The 19506-nt window shown below is 33.4% G+C and carries 20 protein-coding genes; 18 read left to right on the forward strand and 2 right to left on the reverse strand.

Annotated elements, in window-relative coordinates:
• Positions 1–11: 11 nt before the first annotated feature.
• Positions 12–944, reverse strand: a complete 933-nt coding sequence (locus HORE_RS04355; protein ID WP_012635774.1) for an RluA family pseudouridine synthase — start codon at positions 942–944, stop codon at positions 12–14.
• 138 nt (positions 945–1082) lie between these two features.
• Between HORE_RS04355 and HORE_RS04360 the strand changes: the two genes are divergently transcribed.
• The 3 genes from HORE_RS04360 to HORE_RS04370 are packed head-to-tail and all read left to right on the forward strand — an operon-like array spanning position 1083 to position 2575.
• Positions 1083–1544, forward strand: coding sequence for an NUDIX domain-containing protein (locus HORE_RS04360; protein WP_041605858.1), 462 nt, complete (start codon positions 1083–1085; stop codon positions 1542–1544).
• A 30-nt stretch (positions 1545–1574) separates the two neighbouring features.
• A complete protein-coding gene (locus HORE_RS04365; protein WP_012635776.1) occupies positions 1575–2024 on the forward strand; it encodes a VanZ family protein in 450 nt (149 codons plus the stop codon).
• A 14-nt stretch (positions 2025–2038) separates the two neighbouring features.
• Positions 2039–2575 carry a hypothetical protein gene (locus HORE_RS04370; RefSeq protein ID WP_012635777.1) on the forward strand — a complete coding sequence of 179 codons (537 nt, stop codon included), beginning with the start codon at positions 2039–2041 and terminating at the stop codon, positions 2573–2575.
• 510 nt (positions 2576–3085) lie between these two features.
• Here HORE_RS04370 and HORE_RS04375 read toward each other — a convergent pair.
• Complete coding sequence (locus tag HORE_RS04375; protein ID WP_012635778.1) at positions 3086–3592, reverse strand: ECF transporter S component; 507 nt, start codon at positions 3590–3592, stop codon at positions 3086–3088.
• Between the two features lie 140 nt (positions 3593–3732).
• On the opposite strand from HORE_RS04375, the gene HORE_RS04380 reads away from it, so the two are divergent.
• The 15 genes from HORE_RS04380 (at position 3733) to HORE_RS04450 (ending at position 19484) form a co-directional block, all read left to right on the forward strand.
• Positions 3733–4386, forward strand: a complete 654-nt coding sequence (locus HORE_RS04380; RefSeq protein ID WP_012635779.1) for an abortive infection system antitoxin AbiGi family protein — start codon at positions 3733–3735, stop codon at positions 4384–4386.
• A gap of 18 nt (positions 4387–4404) precedes the next feature.
• Positions 4405–5202, forward strand: a complete 798-nt coding sequence (locus HORE_RS04385; RefSeq protein WP_012635780.1) for a rhomboid family intramembrane serine protease — start codon at positions 4405–4407, stop codon at positions 5200–5202.
• Positions 5203–6164: 962 nt separating this feature from the next.
• Positions 6165–7040, forward strand: a complete 876-nt coding sequence (locus HORE_RS04390; RefSeq protein ID WP_012635781.1) for a DUF4438 domain-containing protein — start codon at positions 6165–6167, stop codon at positions 7038–7040.
• A 60-nt stretch (positions 7041–7100) separates the two neighbouring features.
• Positions 7101–7559: an ATP-binding protein gene (locus tag HORE_RS04395; RefSeq protein WP_012635782.1), complete on the forward strand. Its 459-nt coding sequence runs from the start codon at positions 7101–7103 to the stop codon at positions 7557–7559.
• A gap of 110 nt (positions 7560–7669) precedes the next feature.
• A complete protein-coding gene (locus HORE_RS12390) occupies positions 7670–8329 on the forward strand; it encodes a LiaF transmembrane domain-containing protein (RefSeq protein WP_012635783.1) in 660 nt (219 codons plus the stop codon).
• 213 nt (positions 8330–8542) lie between these two features.
• Positions 8543–8869, forward strand: a complete 327-nt coding sequence (locus tag HORE_RS12395) for a YolD-like family protein (RefSeq protein ID WP_050748602.1) — start codon at positions 8543–8545, stop codon at positions 8867–8869.
• Positions 8870–9042: 173 nt separating this feature from the next.
• Positions 9043–10374 (forward strand): glutamate--cysteine ligase, encoded by a 1332-nt coding sequence (locus tag HORE_RS04410; RefSeq protein ID WP_012635785.1) that lies wholly within the window; start codon positions 9043–9045, stop codon positions 10372–10374.
• A complete protein-coding gene (locus HORE_RS04415; RefSeq protein ID WP_167935758.1) occupies positions 10352–11677 on the forward strand; it encodes a circularly permuted type 2 ATP-grasp protein in 1326 nt (441 codons plus the stop codon). Before HORE_RS04410 ends, HORE_RS04415 begins: the two co-directional genes overlap by 23 nt.
• A 40-nt stretch (positions 11678–11717) precedes the next feature.
• Positions 11718–12005, forward strand: a complete 288-nt coding sequence (locus HORE_RS04420) for an acylphosphatase (protein WP_012635787.1) — start codon at positions 11718–11720, stop codon at positions 12003–12005.
• A gap of 191 nt (positions 12006–12196) precedes the next feature.
• Entirely contained in the window at positions 12197–13576 is a 1380-nt protein-coding gene (locus HORE_RS04425) for an ISLre2-like element ISHor2 family transposase (RefSeq protein WP_012635658.1), read from the forward strand.
• Between the two features lie 181 nt (positions 13577–13757).
• Positions 13758–14330 carry a TetR/AcrR family transcriptional regulator gene (locus HORE_RS04430; protein ID WP_012635788.1) on the forward strand — a complete coding sequence of 191 codons (573 nt, stop codon included), beginning with the start codon at positions 13758–13760 and terminating at the stop codon, positions 14328–14330.
• 56 nt (positions 14331–14386) lie between these two features.
• Entirely contained in the window at positions 14387–16681 is a 2295-nt protein-coding gene (locus HORE_RS04435; protein WP_012635789.1) for an efflux RND transporter permease subunit, read from the forward strand.
• Between the two features lie 19 nt (positions 16682–16700).
• A complete protein-coding gene (locus HORE_RS04440; protein WP_012635790.1) occupies positions 16701–17489 on the forward strand; it encodes an outer membrane lipoprotein-sorting protein in 789 nt (262 codons plus the stop codon).
• Between the two features lie 3 nt (positions 17490–17492).
• Positions 17493–18656, forward strand: a complete 1164-nt coding sequence (locus HORE_RS04445; RefSeq protein ID WP_012635791.1) for a DUF1302 domain-containing protein — start codon at positions 17493–17495, stop codon at positions 18654–18656.
• 183 nt (positions 18657–18839) lie between these two features.
• A complete protein-coding gene (locus tag HORE_RS04450; protein WP_226984188.1) occupies positions 18840–19484 on the forward strand; it encodes a 4Fe-4S binding protein in 645 nt (214 codons plus the stop codon).
• Positions 19485–19506 lie beyond the last annotated feature (22 nt).

The following is a 19506-nucleotide window of genomic DNA, read 5'->3' on the forward strand; positions in this document are numbered from 1 at the left end:
TTTAAAACAGATTAAATTAACTGTTTTTTTAGTTTCTCCATGTCTACTGGGAGGGGAGCCTTAAAAGTTACTTCTTTGTGTTTAAAAGGTAGACAGCAGGTAACTTTATAAGAATGGAGTGCTGGACGTTTTATCAGGATGTCTTCACCCCCGTAAAGGGTATCACCCAATAGAGGGTGTCCCAGATGGCTTAAATGGACTCTAATTTGATGAGTCCTTCCTGTTTCCAGTTTGACTCTTATAAGACTTATCAGCCCACCGGGTTTTACAACCTTTATATGGGTTACAGCCCTTTTTCCCAGAGTATGGTCTACCTTTCGTTTAATTAAACTGTCTCTAGTTTTTCCGATAGGGGCATTAATGCTTTCTTTTTTAAATTCCACATTACCATGTACAAAGGCAAGATACTCCCTGTGTATGTTGTTATTCTGAAATTGATGGGTTATATAATTATGGGCATACTGGTTTTTTGCTATTAAGAGTAGTCCAGTAGTATTTCTATCAAGTCGGTGAATGGGACGAACCAGGTTATAGTTGCCCTGGTTACGCATGTGGTATAGGACACCATTTACAATGGTATTGGATTTTTCTACGGGAGTAGGATGGACCAACATATTAGCTGGTTTGTTTATTACTAATAAATGTCTATCTTCATAAATTATATCCAGGTCTAGAGGAGCAGGATCATAATAGGTTTTTTCTTTAAAGTTTAAGTTGAATTCAATTAAGTCACCTGAATTTAATTTAACTTCGGTAAATTTAACATATCTACAATTAAGACGTATCCGGTATTCTCTCCCCATTTTTCTTATAAACTTACGGGACATTTTCAATCTGTTTTTTAAGAAAGTATAAAGGGTTACACCTGCTTCTTCATCTGAGATACGGTAGCTTGTTATTTCTTCTTTATTTTTAAAATGGTCAATGTCTGGTTTTAAACGCATGTTTTAACCACCCTGATTATGTTTTTAAAAAAATTATTTAAATAACTTTAGGAAGGCAAATGACAAGATAGCTTTATTTATTAATTATAACATAACCTGCTGGTATAAGGTCAATAAATTTTAAAGGAGAGTTTTATGATGTCAAGGATAAGAAATTCTGCAAAAGCAATTATTATAAAAAATAACAAACTTTTATGTACCAAAAACAAAGACCAATTTGGTGTTTTTTATTTGCTACCGGGTGGCGGACAGAAGTCCTTTGAAACAATTGAGGAGGCTTTATTACGTGAATGTAAGGAAGAAATATCAGCTGATATAATAATAGGTGACCTTGTTTTTGTCAGGGAATATATAGGGAAAAATCATGAATTTGCTGAATGGGATTCAGATGTTCATCAAATAGAATATATGTTTGAGTGCAAATTAAAATCAGATACAGACATTAAAACTGGTAGTACTCCGGATATTTACCAGATTGGTGTAAAGTGGTTAGATTTAAATAACCTGGGTGGCTACAGGATTTATCCCAGTATTTTAAAAGATATTATAAAATGTGATGGTACTCTCAGTGGTAGGGTTTACCTGGGGGATGTAAATTAAAGATATGAGAAAGGAGAAGTAAAAAATCCAATGTCTAATAAAACAGAATTAAAGCAAACTATATATAGAGTAACAATGGTAACAGTTTTTTTGGTTTATTTGATATACTTATTTTATCTTGTATTTTTTAGTCACCAGTATGGTAGAGATACTTATCATGGAACCAGTAACTTAATTCCCTTCCGGACAATTTATAATTATTTAAGGGCACCCTGTCACCCCAGGGTAGTTTTTATAAATATAGTTGGAAATATTGTAGCCTTTTTACCAATGGGTTTTTTTCTTCCTCTTATTTTTAAAAAAATGAGGAAAGCCACCAGACTATTAATAAGTGTTACCCTGGTTACTACAATAATAGAAACAGGACAATTAATATCAGGGGTAGGGGCTTTTGATATAGATGATATCATATTAAATATTATTGGTGGTTTTGCTGGTTTTTTAATGTATAGGTTTTATAACTATTTAACCACAAATTAGGGGGAGACTTGACCATGAAAAAAATTTTAATTTTGTTTGTTTTGGTAACTACAATGGTGTTGTTTATTAGTTCTGAATCAACTTATGCCGGTGATAATACTAAATATGGGTTTAAATTTTCTCTGGAGACCATTTCCAGATCGGGAAATATTGAGGGTGGTAGTTATGTATATGTTAATCCAATTATCAGTATTAATAGATTGTTATCTTTTAATTTAAGGGTATCCACCAATATTGCACCTGATTTTGCAACTGATACTATCGTTACTTTAAGCCCCCAGTTTAATTTCACTTATGAAGGAATGGATGAAAATGGTTCAATGCAGCATTATTTAGCACCAGGGGTCTTACTCAATTTTGAAAATGGAGAGTTAGACAAATACTATGGAGTCAAGTACTGTATTTTGTCTGGTGGAAGGCCTATAAAAGAATATCCCGATACATCCTTTTATACCCTGATTGATTTTATACCAGTAAGTTATTATTATAATCCTTCAACAGGTGAGGAATTATTTAAGATAGAATTTATGTCTTTAGGTTATCTGTTTTAATCAAAGTACGGAGGGTATAGAGTGTGTAGATGTAAAGTGGAGAAAATGAATATTTAGGTAAATTTCTTTTAAAAAAGATAAAGTACATAATTGGCCAGGGAAGACAGGAGGCAGCAGTATACTTTAGATACCTGAAGCAAGAAGTTTCTTCTGAACTTCTTACGACTAATAACTTTATGAGATCCCATACTGAAACGTTTAGACCAAAACGTGGCATGAAATCAATTTGCATTCACCCTGGATTTATTATCAGAACACAAACGACTTCATTAATGATTGGAGAGTATAATTATAACAGGATCACAGTCTGGTTTACTGCTGCCCTTAACCCCTGGGATAACTTGAGTATAAATATTAAAAAATAAGGTAAAACCTGGATACAAAAACCGCTAACTGAGATGAAATATTTTTTAATCTTGAGGAAGAATACATTTAAAGAAACAAAAATGTATTTTATAAATGGTTTCCAGGTTCTCTTCTTTTTTCTTAATATTATCTTGTGAATTTACGTCATCTTGTGAATTTACGTCCAATTAATAATGTCAACAGGGTGGCAACAATGGCTTCTGGTATACCGTGGATGACAGCAATTGACAAAGCACCCTCAAAGGGTATGTATCCCCTGATAACTCCCATTCCGAGAACCAGTATGGTATTGGTAGCAGTGCCTACAATTCCTGCTGATATTAATCCCAGGTTCTTATTTTTCTTTTTGAATACAGCATAGACTAGATAAGAAGTAATTCCAATAAACAACCTTGGAATTATGGAAACTAAAGGGTCAGCAAAGAGGGGGCTTGATGCCTGCATAAAACTAAATAATCCAAAAATTAACCCTATCAATAAACCAACCAGAGGTCCTTCCAGGACCCCACCCAGGATTGTAGGAACATGCATAATGGTTACATTCCCTGCCATGGTAGGCACCGGTATTAACCCCAATCCTGATATTCCCAGTACTATTGAAATAGCTCCTAACATCCCCGCGACAACAATTTTACGATTAGTTAATTTCATTTAAATCCCTCCCGGTCATTTTTTGATCCAGGGGAATGCTGTATTAAACTAATTCTACATTTAATATTAAATTCCTAGTTGGGAGTTAAATTTTTAAATATTTAATTGATTCAGTAAATAGACAGAAAGGTGATAAATAATTGAGTCCAGGTTATTATTCTAACGTATACTGGCATTTTACCGGCAGCCCTAGGAATATAGACTGGAGCAAAGTTAAAAATCCCTCTGATATACTCTTGAATGACAGCCCAAAAACAGAAGAAGAATCTCTTTCTGTGTTAAGGGAAATACTTAATACAAAAATGCTTAAAGCAACAACCAGAGAAAAAATTACTGATAATCTTTATACCAGAAAATATTGTAGTGTTTGTGATATCCCCCTTAAGGACCTTTATTATCATTCCGAATACTATGGAAAAGTAGCTATTGGTTTTAAAGGAAAAGCTGTGCAAAAAAAATTTAATCCTGTTTTATACCTTGATTATAAAAAGTTAAAACAGCTAAGGAATTATTTAAAAGATTTAAATTACACTAAACTACAGACAGGCTCTGCATTATCCTTTGATTTATTAAAGGACTATATAAAAATAACCAGTTTTGACAAAAATCCAAATAAAACATTTTATAAAGAACGTGAATGGAGGTGTATAGGAAATTTTTTGTTTAAGATGGCGGAAATATCTGCTATAATTGTAGGTAAAGAATCAGTATCAAAAGCAAGAAAATATCTAAATGAGAATAAGTATGGGGATAGCATACCAATAATTACCTGGGAACTTATAGGAGATTCATAAATTACAGGGGGTGGTATAATGAACTGGTTAAATAGGCTTGAAAGGAAATTTGGACATTTAGCTATAAAAAATTTAATGAGCTATATAGTGTTATTAAATGGAATTGTTTTTGTCATGACTTATCTTGACCCGACGGGTACTTTTGTCAGTCGACTCTATTTAGATCCCCATCTGGTCCTTAAGGGGGAGGTCTGGAGGCTTTTTACTTTTATTTTTATCCCCCCAACTTTTTCTATGATATTTGTCATTTTTATTCTATATTTTTACTATATGATTGGGTTTGGCCTGGAGAGACAATGGGGTTCTTTTAAATTTAATTTGTACTATCTACTGGCTATTATAGGAACTATCGTAGCTGCATTTGTCAGCGGGCAGAGGGTTACTGCAGTTTACATAAACCTATCTTTGTTTCTGGCCTTTGCCAGAATTTATCCTGATTATGAAATATTACTGTTTATGATATTGCCGGTAAAAGTAAAGTATTTAGCCTGGTTTAACTGGATCGTCTTTGGTTACACAATAATAGTTCAGCCGTTACCAGCCAAACTGGCTGCCATTGTATCTTTAATAAATTATTTTATTTTTTTTGGAAAAAGCCTTATGCTTGATATTAGAAGAAAGAGTAAGGGTTATTATAAACGTAAAAAGTTTCAGAGAAAAGTAAACAAAGATTATACTATCCATAAATGTACTGTTTGTGGTATTACAGAAAAAGATGATCCCAGGATGGAGTTTAGATATTGTACTAAGTGTGAAGGTGATTATGAATACTGTATGAAACATTTGAAAAATCATGAACATATTAAAAAAGAATAATAAATACTGGTATGATTGTTTTTTAAACTTAAAGTAAAAGAATGTTATATAAACAAAAGTAGTGAGGCAGAAAAATTGCCTCACCAATATGTTGAATTATCTTGACATATCATTATAGGTATACGGTATATAAAAATCATGATTAAAGATAAAATAAACTAATATTTACCATTCATAACACTGAGAAGAAGTAAAATCAGGATTAAAAACAGGATAAAAGCCAGATTGTCATCTTCAATACCTAAAGATTTAAGATAATCTCCCATTTATAAAAACTCCTTTCTATTAGTATTAACATTTTATATGATTAAACTTTTTAATGATAGTGAGGCAGGGGGGACTGCCTCACTATCATGTTATGGTGAATAATTAATAGCCAGTTCCGAGCAACAGGAGAATTAAGATAAGGAAAATAATAGCTACTTCACTGCCACCGTATCCACCACTCATGAAAAGCACCTCCTTATCACGATGGTAATATATGATATGAATAATTACTTGAAAATGTTATAACATTGTATTATAAAATAATTTATCCAAATTAATAAAAGAAAAAACATTTTAGATTATTACTAACGTTAAGGGGGGAATTAGTTTTTAAATTTATTTAGTAATAACCGTTCATGACGCCGAGAAGGAGTAAAATTAAGATTAAAAACAGAATAAAGGCTAAATTTTCATCACCGCCACCTAAAGCTTTAAGATAATCACCCACTAATAACACCTCCTTTATCAGCAGTTATAAATATTACTTATTAGTCTTTGTGCAAACTAAAACTGCTGTTTTAGTTATAAGTATTATATGCAAATAATTTTTATAATGTTATTTTGAAAAATACACCTTCATATAAATGGTATATAAATGATTTAAAAATATATGTTACGTTGAAGAGAAGTCAGGGCTCAGGTGAGATTATATGGGAATAAGATAAGATTAATACAAACATAGAGGAGGTAAAAAAATGGTTAAATATAATAAAGAAAATTTAGTACAGGTTGCTGTCAAGGGGGAGATATCTCCTGCTGTTTTAGGCAGTGGATATAAGGTTAAGCATGATGGTGAACCCTTTATCCTTCCAGGGGTAGGGGGGATTACCTATAATGTAAAAATTGGTGATCGGGTAATGTCCTGGGCAGGTGATCATGTTGAACCTGGGGTAAGCATTAAAATTAATAATAAAGAACCAAAAGGGGCAAATAATGCTCTCAATATCTTATCTTGTATTGGTAACAAAGCCAAAGTGGTTAGTGGCGATGCTAAAGGTGCTGAGGGGTATGTAACCGGAAAACATGGGGGAATTGAACATGTGCTGGTATATTTTCCTGATGAAGTGCTTCATAAGTTGACTATTGGTGACAAAATTCAGATTAAGGCCTGGGGTCAGGGGTTAACCATAAATGATCTACCGGACATAAAAGTAATGAATCTTTCTCCAGAATTATTTGAAAAAATGCCTCTTGATATTAAAGAGGGGCGCTTACAGGTTCCAGTTGTTGCTACTATTCCTCCTTATTTAATGGGATCAGGCCTTGGAAGTTATACTGCTTCCCGGGGAGATTATGACTTAACAACTGCAGATATTGATGTACTTAAAGAGTATGGACTTGATAAATTGAGGTTTGGTGATATTGTAGCTTTGAAGGATACTGATAATAGATATGGGCGTTGTTACAGACAGGGGGCAATAAGCATAGGTGTAGTTGTCCATAGTAATTGTCTTAAAGCAGGTCACGGACCGGGAATAACAACTATTTTTACAGCAGTGAGTGATATGATAAAACCTGTTATTGATACAAAGGCAAACATAGCCAATTATCTGAATATAAGAAGCCTATAACCTGAAATTAAAACCTTATAGGATCGGTTTAATGTTTAAATTTAAAGGGGAGAAAAAATAATGTTGTTTATTTTTATGGGAGCCAGTTGTACTGGAAAGACCTCAGTTGCTAATGAACTTAATAAAACAATACAGGGGGATATTTATACTGGAAAAGATTATTTGAGATTTTCAAGAAATAGTGATGAAGCCTGGGGGAAATTCAAGGAGAAACTGATTGATGTATCTACAAAAGATATAGACACTTCAATAATTTATGTAACAAATGAGATAGACCATGTTAATGAATTAAGTTTAATTAAAGATGCTATATTTATTAAATTTACTGCTGATTTAGAAACAATTAAGACAAGGTTTTCACAGAGAATGAATGGAAATTTGCCGGATCCGGTAGCTAAAATGTTGGAAAGACAGTCAAATGATTGGAAAAAAGTAGAAGTAGATTTTTGTCTTGATACTTCATCAGGAGTTACAGTTAAGGAAAGTGTTAATATGATCAGGGATAGATTTAGAATATAGGTTTAAAGTTTTCAGGGTTAAAAGCCCGGGGTATACAGGTATTAATGCTTTTTACTTATCCTGGTTCTGTATATCTCCGGGTATTATACTTATACATGGAGGTTATTTAAATGAATATCAAAAAGATTTTTGGTCTTATTCTGGTTGTAATCGGTATCGTTTCTTTATTGAATACAGCAGGGGTAACTGATATTGATGTAGGTGAAATTATCGGGACCTACTGGCCTTTAATATTAATTTTTACCGGTCTTTTTAATATAATAACCGGCCCCGCTCCCCATAAAGGAGATTACTTTTTATTAGTAATTGGTTTACTGGTGCAGTTAAAGATATTAGATATCCTGAACTTAAATATTCTAGGTCCTCTTTTTATTATTTTCATTGGATTCATGATATTATCACCAGGCAAGTTAATGACAAAGAAAGATTCAAAAGATACTATAAATGCTCTAGCAGTGTTTTCAGGTTCTGATATTAAAAATGTATCTCAAAACTTCAAAGGCGGTTCAGCAGTTGCTATGTTTGGTGGTTTGAATATTGATTTGCGGGGGGCTAACATTGATGAGAATCAGGAAGTAGTCCTTGATCTCTTTGCGGCCTTTGGTGGTATTGATATCCTTGTTCCCCGGGAATGGAATGTAATTGTTAAGGGAGTACCGTTGTTTGGTGGCTTAAGTAATGAAACCCGGACTGATACTGATTCTGATTTACCTGTTCTTAAAGTAAAAGGTGTTGTAATGTTCGGAGGAATTGAAGTTTCAAATCAGTAAATTATTATTAATAAAATAGTATAAATAGGGTTAATTTTAGATTAATTTTGATTATAATTTAAAATTATGCGAAAAGGGCCAGGTTAAACCTGGTCCTTGTTAAATTCCTGGAGAAAGATACATTTGCTAAACGAACACATGTATGCTAAAATTAGACTAAGATATATTAAGATATATATAGATAAATTACTAAAAACTTCAGGAGGTTTTTTTATGATAAAAGACCGGGGAAATATTAAATGGTCATCATTGATGCTGGTAGAACACCGTGAAAAACTTAAGCAGCTAATTAAAGGAGAAAAAGAAGTATTAAAACCTGAACTGGATGAGCATATACTTGATGAAATGAATAAAATTCTTGGAAAGGCCCTGGAAAAAAAACTTGCTGTAAGCTTAGAATATTATAAAAACAGGAACCTTTATAAGGTTAGCGGTTATATAGAAGAATATAATTTACAATCAAAAGAGCTTTTAGTATGTTCGGGGCTAAATAAAAGGTATCTTTCCCTGGATAATATAATAAGTATAAAGATAAAATAACTATAATTTTTATCCTATATAGCAGGGATATACTAATGAATCTATAATGTATATATATAAAATACATAAGAAATTAAACAACATAAAATATATTACACCGAAGCATACATGGGGTTAATTTATTATCATTTGTAAATACACTAAAATTATTTGAAGAGAAAGGGTCTATAACAGTGAGATATAAAGAACAGGTAAAGTCATTAGTTGATATTTTTAAGTCTGGGGAAAAATCTCCTAATAATTTTAAATTAGGTCTTGAGTTAGAGCATTTTATCCTTAATAAAGACGACCTTACCGCTGTATCCTATTATGAAGATAAAGGGGTAGAGGATATATTAAAAGAGCTGGTCAGGGTAAACTGGGAACCAGAATATGAGGGAGCTTACCTTATAAAACTTATAAAGGACAAAATGACTATTACTCTGGAACCGGGGGGGCAGCTGGAATTAAGCCTTGCCCCCGTGAGCACTATTAAAGAAATTGATTTACTTTATCAATCTTTTCTTGATGATATTTTCCCTATTTTACTTAAATGGGATAAAGTTATTGTTAATTTAGGCTACCATCCCGAAAGTGGGATTAAGAATATTCCCCTGTTACCAAAAAACCGTTATAAATATATGTATGAGTATTTTAAAAATCGGGGAAGGTATGCCCATAATATGATGAAGGGAACAGCCTCAATCCAGGTAAGTCTGGATTATCAAGATGAGGATGATTATAGAAAGAAAATTATTTCTTCTTATTATTTGTCCCCAATAATCTATTGTATTTTTGACAATGGACCCTTTTTTGAAGGGAAATTATGGGATGATCCGGCAAGCATCAGGTCGATAATCTGGGATAACTGTGATAATGACAGGTGTGGTCTAATAAAAGGTATTTTTAAAGATGAATTTGGATATAAAGACTATGCATCCTATATTTTAAACTGTCCTCCAATAATTATAAAAAAAGATGGTAATCTTGTTTTTACAGGTGACACCAGCGCCCGGGAACTATTAAGTTCATTTATTTCATCTAAAATTTCTAAAGAAGAATTAATGCATTTATTAACAATGGTCTTTCCTGACGTGCGCACCAAAAAATATCTCGAAATAAGAATAGGAGATTCTTTACCATACCCGTATTTTTTGGGCTTCGTTGCCCTGTGGAAGGGTTTATTATATAATAAAGAAAACCTGGATTATCTTTACAGTAAAGCAGGGCAGGTTGATAAAGGCATCTATTTTGAGTATAAAAACAGGATTCAAAGACATGGCTATAAAGCTTTCATTGACGGGGAGTCGGTAATCTCCAGGTTCAGGAAACTTAAGGGGATGGCTTCCATTGGTTTAACCTCAAGTGAGAGGAAGTATCTTGATTCCCTGGATTATATTATTGAAAATGGACCTACCCCTAAAGAAATTACATATCATAATTTGAAAATAGGTAAAAAAGAAGCTTTACAATGGTGTATGGTTCCGGGAAAGGATGATTTTGTTGCAAGCACTGGATTTATTTAATAAATATAAAAAGATCATAACTTCAAATTCTAAAGAATATTACAGGGACTTCTTAAGGGCTAAAAAAAAGGTGGAAAAGTCTACTGCATGGTATCATGGTCAACCGGTCGATTTTTTGTACCAGCCAATGTTTTTAACAGAAGATGATGTATCAAGACTTAATTATTTGACATCAACATTAACCCGTATTTTAAACAAAGTCATTTTTCATTATAAAAATGATCCTGTATTCAGAAAACAATTTGGATTTCCACCCCTTATGGAAGAAATGATAATGATCGATCCGGGGTATAAAATTCCCTTTCCAGTAGCCAGGTTTGACATTTTTTACAGGTACGATGGAGGTCACAGTAAATTTTGCGAATTAAATGCAGATGGTTCATCTGCCATGAATGAGGCACAGGTTATACAAAAAATTATAAAAGAATCCCGGGGTTTTTCTTATTTTAAAAAAAGTTATGAAATTGAGGACTACGAACTTTTTTATTCATTAATAGATTCTATCCTCGATAATTTTAAAGAATATTGTAAGGATACTAATAAACACCCCAATGTAGCTATCGTTGACTTCGAGGGAGAAGGAACCATAAATGAATTTCTGGAATTTAAAAAAAGATTTATAAAACTGGGTTATAAAACCATAATATGTGATCCCCGTCAGTTAGAATACAGGGATGGAGCCCTTTATTTTGGAAATTTCAAAGTAGACCTTATTTATAGACGGGCTACCACCGGGCGACTTATTGAAGAAGCAGATGATATTCAACCCCTTTTACAGGCTTATCGTGATAGAAATGTGTGTATAGTTGGTGGACTTGTCTCTCAGGTAATACATAATAAGGTTATTTTTTCTATTTTACATAATAAATCTTTAGTTGATTTTTTGAAAGATGATGAGCTAAACTTTATACAAAAACACATTCCCTTTACCAGGAAAGTTAATAAACAAGATAACAAACTGGTGAAGGAAATAATAAATAACAGGGATAAATATGTTTTAAAACCCTTTGATCTCGCTGCTTCCAGAGGTGTCTATGTTGGAAGGGATTTTTCAAGGGAAGAATGGGAAGAATTAGTTAATAATATAGAGGATGATTATCTGGTTCAGGAATTTATTGATATTCCCAGAATTGAGATGTTAACTATAGATAAGGATAATATATATTTTGAGAATTATGGATACCTGATTGGCTGTTTTTTATATAACCAGAATTTGAGTGGTTTTTATACGAGAGCCGGTCGTAAAAATATTATTGGTTCTATTGTTGAGTCCTTTACAGTTCCCAATTTTGTTGTGAGATAACAATATTTGGTTAATTGCTGGCCAAGGGGGTAAATTTCTTATGAACCAAACTAAACCTGTTAAAAAACATGTATATATATCTGGAAGAGTTCAGGGTGTTGGTTTTCGTTCTTTTTTAAAAAGTAACGCTGCCAGAATCGGCATTAATGGGTGGGTAAAAAACCTACCGGACGGACGGGTTGAAGCAGTTTTTGCAGGTGAAAAAGAAAAAGTAGCCCGTATTTTACAACTTGCTAAAGAAGGACCTGCCTGGGCCAGGGTTGATAATATTGAAGAAGAGGACCAGCCATATAAGAATGATTATAACGGCTTTAAAATTAAATTTTAATAGTAAAAAAATAGTGGATGTTACGTAAAATTTATATTTTACGAAAAAAACATAATATTAACTTTAATTATGAGAAATATTTATTATAATAACTTGAACGTGTAAAATTTAAGTAGGAAAAGAAGGAAAACAAGGTATAGATAAAGAAATAGAGACCTCAAACAAACCCGACCAAAGGAGTTGAGGTCTCTATGGTAAATATTTTACTACAAAACATAACAGATATCAATACCTTGGAGAAGGCAGCACTGGAACTTGCAAGGCAGATAATGGAGAAGGTAATAGAAAAGCTTGAAGAAGAGCTATTTAAAAATAAAGATAAAAATTTAGAAGTAGTAAGATTTTTAGAAAGAACGATATCGACTAAAGTTGGAAACATCAAGCTTAGAAGGCGACTATATAAAGACCAAAAAACAGGAAAAAGCGTCATTTTACTGGACAAAAAACTGGGGTTAAAAAAGAAAAAAAGAGTAAGTGGAGAATACCTAAAACTGCTGGTAATACTGGCAAGTAAGATGAGCTACAGGCAAGTGGAGGAAGTACTGGCTGAAGCCGGTTTTCCCCATTTAAGCCATACAACTATCTTTAATGAAGTCAGGGATTTTGGAAAAAGGGAGTCAGAGAGACTCAAACATGAAAAAGAGGAAGTATTCACTGGAGGTAAGATTTTAAAAGGAGAGGAAAAAGAAATACCACTACTATTCATTGAAGCTGACGGGATAATGGTTGGTAGTCAGGAAGAAGGAGGAAAGAAGCTGGAAATCAAACTGGGATTAATCCATGAGGGCTGGGAATACACTAGTCCAGCAAAAAAACGGAAGAGATTGAAGGAGCCACAAATAGTAGCAGGAGTCTATGGAAAAGCAGATGACTTTTATGAAGAATTAATCCATCAAATAAGCAAAAAATATAATCTTGAAAACACTTTAGTAGTATTAAACGGGGACGGTGCCAGCTGGATACAAAAGACCAGTAAGGAATACTTTGAAAATATAATAGTACAACTGGATAGGTATCATATAAAAAGAGATATAGGATTATACTTTGGAAGAGAAGTTGCAGATGATTTATGCAGGGTATTAGCAGAAGGAAGAAAGCAGGTATTTCTGGACACATTGGAATCGTTAATATGTATGGGAGAAACAGCTGAAAACCGAGAAAAGAGGAGGAAAATAATAAAGCATTTTAAAAAGTATGAAGAGCACTTATTAGATTACAGATATCGAATACCAACAGAATTAAGGAATAAAGAATTACATGGGATGGGAGCAGCTGAGGGCTATGTGGATAAGAATGTGGCTCGCAGGATGAAGAACCAGGGAATGAATTGGAGCAAAAAAGGTGCTGAGGCAATGGCTAGAATTTTAATGTTAAAACATAACAAGGAATTAAAAGAAAGACTTGGAGATCAGTATTACACAATAAAAAACCCGGTAAGGAAAATAAAATATATGTTTAAGAAAGTGGACAGGGATTGGAGTAAGTGGTTACAGGCAAAAATACCTGCAATAAATGGTCCAGATAGCGGTAAAGATTGGGTAAAAGCAATAAGAGGACTGGCAACTATTTAGAATAAATATTTATGGGTTGTTTGAGGTGAAATATTCTTCCTACCTTTTCTTGACACGTACTGAGCAGAATATCCTTTTGACAACAGGTAAAGAATCTGTTATAATACTGTATGAATGAGTAGTCATTCAGTTTCCAAGGAATTTTATTAGATTTATTTAGATTGGTATAGGGGGATCTATTATGAAAATACGGGAAAATAAGAAAGAATTAATCAGAGAGGCAGCAATAAAAGTTATATCAAAATTTGGTTTTTATAATACTACAACTGCCAGTATTGCAGAAGAAGCTGGTGTAGCAGTAGGAACAATTTATAATTATTTCACTAATAAAGAGGAGATATTGGAATACATATTTGCTGTTGAATTTGAAAAAAGAATGAGTTATCTAAAAGAGATTGCACAAGAAGATAGGTCTATATATGAAAAGATAGAATTATTTCTGGAAAAGCATTTTATGGAGGTAAAAGAAAACCCCAGTCTGGGCAAGATTCTGGTCCGGGAAAAAGATTTTTCCCGAAAAAAGGGCAATATTGCTATTAATGAATATTTAAATAAATTACCACTACTTATTGAGGAGATCTTAAATAAAAGTATAGAAAAGAAAGCCATTGAGCCCTGTAATACATATTTAATCTCAACAGCTTTATTTGGAGCTATTCAGGGAATTGTAGAAAGGGCTGTTGGGGAGGAAGATTTTAATTTGTTTGATCAGGCTGCAGCAGAACTTGTAAAAATATTGAAAGAAGGAATATAAAAATTTCAAGCAGGACTGAATGATCATTCATTCATAAAAAGATAGGAGGGATTATTTTGCGAAAACTTGTTGATTTTACGACCAGGTATCCAATACCAATTATAGTTATTTTAGTTTTACTAACAGTATTTTTCGGCTTTAATGCTCTGAATGTGACCATGACAACAAATATTAAGGATTTTTTCCCTGCTAGTGATCCCCGTGTACAGACATATGACAGGGTAGAAGAAACATTTGGTGGAGCTGAGTATATTATGGTTGCACTTAGTTCTGATGATATTTTTACAGAAGAAACCCTTAAGAAAATAAAAGAGATGACAAGGAGACTGGAAGAAATTGATGGTGTAGCTTCTGTGCAAAGTCTAACTTCTGTTGCAGATATCAAAGGTAATGATTTTGGACTGGAAATCTCTGATCTAATTCCAGAGATTCCGGAAAATGAAGATGAAATGAAAGTATTAAAAGAGAAGGTGCTTTCAGATGATATGTATTCTGGATTTATTGTCTCTGAAGATGGGAAAGCTGCCTTGAATATAATTGAAGTAGAAGTAGATGCAGATTCAGTAGCAGTTGCTGAAAAAGTATCTCAGGTAGTAGAGGAATATAAAGGGCCAGAGAAAATATATATAACCGGTACCCCTGTTCTTAACAATGTACTGGCAGAATCTATGAAAGCAGATCTTTATAAACTCTTACCACTTGTTTTATTTATTATTGCCTTAATTCTATTTTTAGTTTTTAGGGATTTTAAAGGGGTTATCCTGCCTTTTTCAACTGTTGTGATCAGTGTGATCTGGACTTTAGGCTTAATGGGATTACTTGATAAACAGCTTTCCCCTTTAAATGCAGTAATGCCTGTTATTTTAATCAGTCTGGGTAATGCTTATGGTATATATATATTAAATCGCCACCGGGAGGAATTGGGATTAGGAAAAAAATCTTTATCTGCAGTGAAAGGTGCAGTAGTCTCAGTAGGTACGGCAGTATTGATGGCTGGTGGTACAACTGTAGCTGGTTTTGCTTCAAATATCTTCAGTGATATTACACTGATGAAAGATTTTGGTATCTTTACTTCCTTTGGGGTTGCTTCAGCTCTTCTGGTTTCTCTGACAATGATTCCAGCAGTTTTAACTTTACTTAAGGAAAAGGTTTCTGAAGTTAAAGATATTTCCAGAAAAAAAGTTTCAGAAAAGAAAAATAATAATGGAGTGCTTGCTAAAATAGCTAATTTCTTAGCAGATACAGGAATTGAACATCCAGTAAAAATTTTAACTGTTACTTTAGTAATTATTCTTCTTTCAATCTGGGGATTAACTGGCCTTAAAACAGATAGTAATTTTTTTAATTTCTTTGCCCGGGATTCCCAACCTCGTATTGCATATGAGATGGTGAAAGATAAATTTACCGGTTCTGAAAGTGTAGAGATAATTATTGAAGGTGATCTGCAGAATCCAGAAGTTCTACAAGCTATGAAGAAATTCCAGGATGCCCTGAAAGAAACCGGTCTTGTAGGGCAGCCCACTTCTCTGGTCAATATTATTATGAGAACAAACCGGGCTATGCATGAAGGGGATGAAAACTATTATAGTATACCTGATAATTCAAACCTGATAGCCCAATATTTATTGTTGTTAGAGATGAATGATAGTAGTTATCTCTCCCGTTTTACTACTGCAGAATACGATAAGGGCCGGATTCAGGCTTTAGTTAGAGATACTTCTTCTCAGGGAATTGAAGATTTAATGAATTATATTGAGGAGTATTCTGGAAAATATTTTGCTCCCCTGGGATTGGAGACTACCACTACAGGTATCATTGTTTTAATTGATGCTCTGGCAGAGATGATTATTAGTGGTCAGATTAAAGGTCTTGTTTTCTCTCTTGTTGCTGTATTTGTTATTGTTTTATTTCTCCTTAAATCATGGCAGGGAAGTCTTCTTTCGGTTTTTCTGATTGCTATAGTAACCCTAATTAATTTTGGTACTATGGGTTGGAGTGGAATAGCTCTGGATATAGTAACAGTTTTAATTAGTAGTATTGGAGTTGGTGTAGGAATAGATTATTCTATTCACATCTATTCCAGGTATTTAGAAGAAAAGAAGAAAGGTTTTTCAGTAGAGGAGGCTTTAAAAACCTCTGTAAGAACTACCGGTATTTCAATTATAGTTAATGCTGGAGCTGTTATAAGTGGTTTTGTAATTTTGACGATTTCCTCTTTTCCACCTTTCCGTTATTTTGGAATGTTGGTAAGTTTGATTATGTTGGTAGCATCTTCCGGAGCCATGCTCTGGATACCAGCAATGATTATTTTTGCTGATAGATTTAAAACTAAAATAAAACTAAAAAATTAAAGAAAGGATGATCTTTATTATGTTCAAAAAATTAACTGGAGGATTATTAGTTTTAAGTTTTCTGGTGCTTTTTCTTGGTATGGGGGCAGTGGAGGTGCTGGCTTTGACCGGGGAAGAAATTCTTGGAAATCTGGATGAGACTATGAAGGCAGATAATAAGATTATGGAACAGGAAATGATTCTCTATACTGGTTCTGGTAGTGAAAGAAATAGGGAGGTCAGAGTCTGGAATAAAATAGGTGAAGATGGAAGTGAAAAGATGTTGTTGAAGTTTACTGCTCCAGCTAATATTGCTGGTACTTCATTTCTAATTGTAGATGACGATATGTGGCTTTATATGCCGGCTCTGGGAAAGGTTAGAAGAATAGCCGGTTCAGCTAAACAGGGAAATTTTATGGGTAGTGATCTAACTTATGAAGATATGGAAGCACTGGGTAGTACTGGTTTTAAGAATGATTATATTGCAAAAGTGACAGCAGAAGAAGAAGGGAATAATGGAAGAGTATATCAGCTTGAGCTGATTCCCAGAGAAGGAGCTGGAGTTGCCTATAGCATGCTGGAACTCATTGTTGATGGCAGTAAGTGGCTGCCTCTGGAAATCAAATATTATAACCAGTCGGGAGAACTGGAAAAAGTACTTACAACCTCTGGACATGAAAAAATTGAAGGGCGCTGGACAGCTACCAGAATGGAGATGGAGAATGTTATTGAAGGAAGTCGAACTGTACTGAAAGTAAAAAAAGTAAGCTTTAATGAAGAGATAGATAACCATATTTTTACCACTAGATATCTTGAGAGGGGGCTATAAAAGATGAGAAACTTAAAGATAATTGGTATTCTTTCATTGGTACTGGTAATAACAATTTCTGGAGGTGTTCTGGCTTCTGATCTGCTAGAAGGAGAGTTTAGGCTAATTTCCAGTTATTTTGAGTATTATGATGAAAGGCATCCAGGACTGACAGCAGAACTTGATCTGATCTTTAAGAAGGCAAGTTGGTCAGATGAATTTTTATTTGAAATTAATGCTGAAGGTGATCTTAAGAATGATGGTTTTAATTGCAAACTAGGTGAAGTATATTATAAGTATTATGGTGAAAATTTTGATCTGGCTGTAGGTAGGCAGCTCTTAAGTTGGGGTACAGCAACTGAGTTCAATCCTACTGATAATATAAATCCTGTAATAGAAATGGGATTTTTCGCTGATAAAGAACCTATACCAATGGTTCAGGGAAAGTACTATCTGGATAATAATTATACTCTGGAAGGAGTTATTATTCCTTATCATATAGCAACAATAGATGGTATTGAAATGGATGATACTCACATAAAGGCAGATCCTGTTCCTGATAAAATGGAAAACAGCGAATATGCAGTACGATTGAGTGCTAAAGGAATTAATGGTTTTGATTATTCCCTGAGTTTTATGCATGGGTTTGAGGATTATCCTACAATTGGTATAAAAGAGACCCCATTTGGACCTTTACCAGACCCTGCTAATATTTATTATAGAGAATATAATATCCTTGGTGCTGATTTTGCTTCCAGTTATGAAGGTATAGGTTTCTGGGGTGAAGCTGCTTATTATATGCCAGATGAAGGTGAAGATTATTATAGTACTGTTCTTGGAGCTGATTATAAATTTGAGAATGGTCTATATCTATTAGGCCAGGCTATCTACCGTAAGGATCAAATGCTCCAGAAAAATACCCTACTACAGGGAGCAGTAGAAAAATCACTGGCACAGATTCATACAATGAGAACAGGTCTAGTTTATAATCTGGATACAGAAGGTATTATGTTACAGCCAGAACTTGAACTTTCTTTATCTGATACAGTGACCCTTAATATAAATTATAGATATATAGATGGTGAGCTAATGACAGGTGGTATACCTGATAATATTCCTGGCAATATTTTAATGGGTAGCAATCTAATGGAAAACAGTTTTCAAGCAAAACTCGTTTATGCATTTTAAAAGATAATTGGATGAACAAAAAGATTTGTTTTAACATTTTGTTTTCGTACCAAAATAGCATGAAAAAAAGGAAAGAAAGAGAGTTTTTTCAAAAAAATCTCTTTCTTTCTTGATTATTTGTGATATATATCATAGCAACAGTTAAGAAAAAGGGATAATATATTAATTAAGGTGGGGATAATTATGGCTAGTACAATGAAAATCAATAAAGATAAGTTGAGAATTGTTACTGAGGTTTTATTTCTTATATTATTCTTCTTTCTCTTTAGAAACAATAGTCTACAGAGGTGGATTATTTTCTTTGGAGCAGGAATAATAATTTCAGTATTTACTGGTAGATTTTATTGTGCCTGGGCTTGCCCTATTGGTACTATGATGAGGCCGATTAGTTGGCTTTATAAGAAGTTACAGATAAAGAGATTAAAGCCACCATCTTTTATGAAAAAAAGTTGGATAAAATGGGGTTTACTAATGCTGTTTATAGTAGTAATGATTGGAACTAAGGTCTTGAAGATTAAGTTTAATTTACTCTTATATCTAACTTTACTTGGAGTACTTATATCATTACTATTTGAAGAAGAACTTTGGCATAAATATATTTGTCCATATGGTACTTTGTTTTCTGTATTTACCCGGCCAGCTAAATATGGTTTAAAAATAATAGAAGAGAAATGTATTTCCTGTGGCAAATGTGAGAAGGTCTGCTTAAATAATAGTATAAGCATATTGGCAAATAAAAAGAGAAAGATAAGTAATAAAGACTGTTTACTCTGTTTTAAATGTCAGGAAGTCTGTTCTGTAGAGGCAATATCCTTTGCTAAAGTATAAAAAAAGTTTGTTAGAAATTTTC

It is taken from the genome of Halothermothrix orenii H 168 (assembly GCF_000020485.1).
In the GTDB taxonomy this organism is placed as follows: domain Bacteria; phylum Bacillota; class Halanaerobiia; order Halanaerobiales; family Halothermotrichaceae; genus Halothermothrix; species Halothermothrix orenii.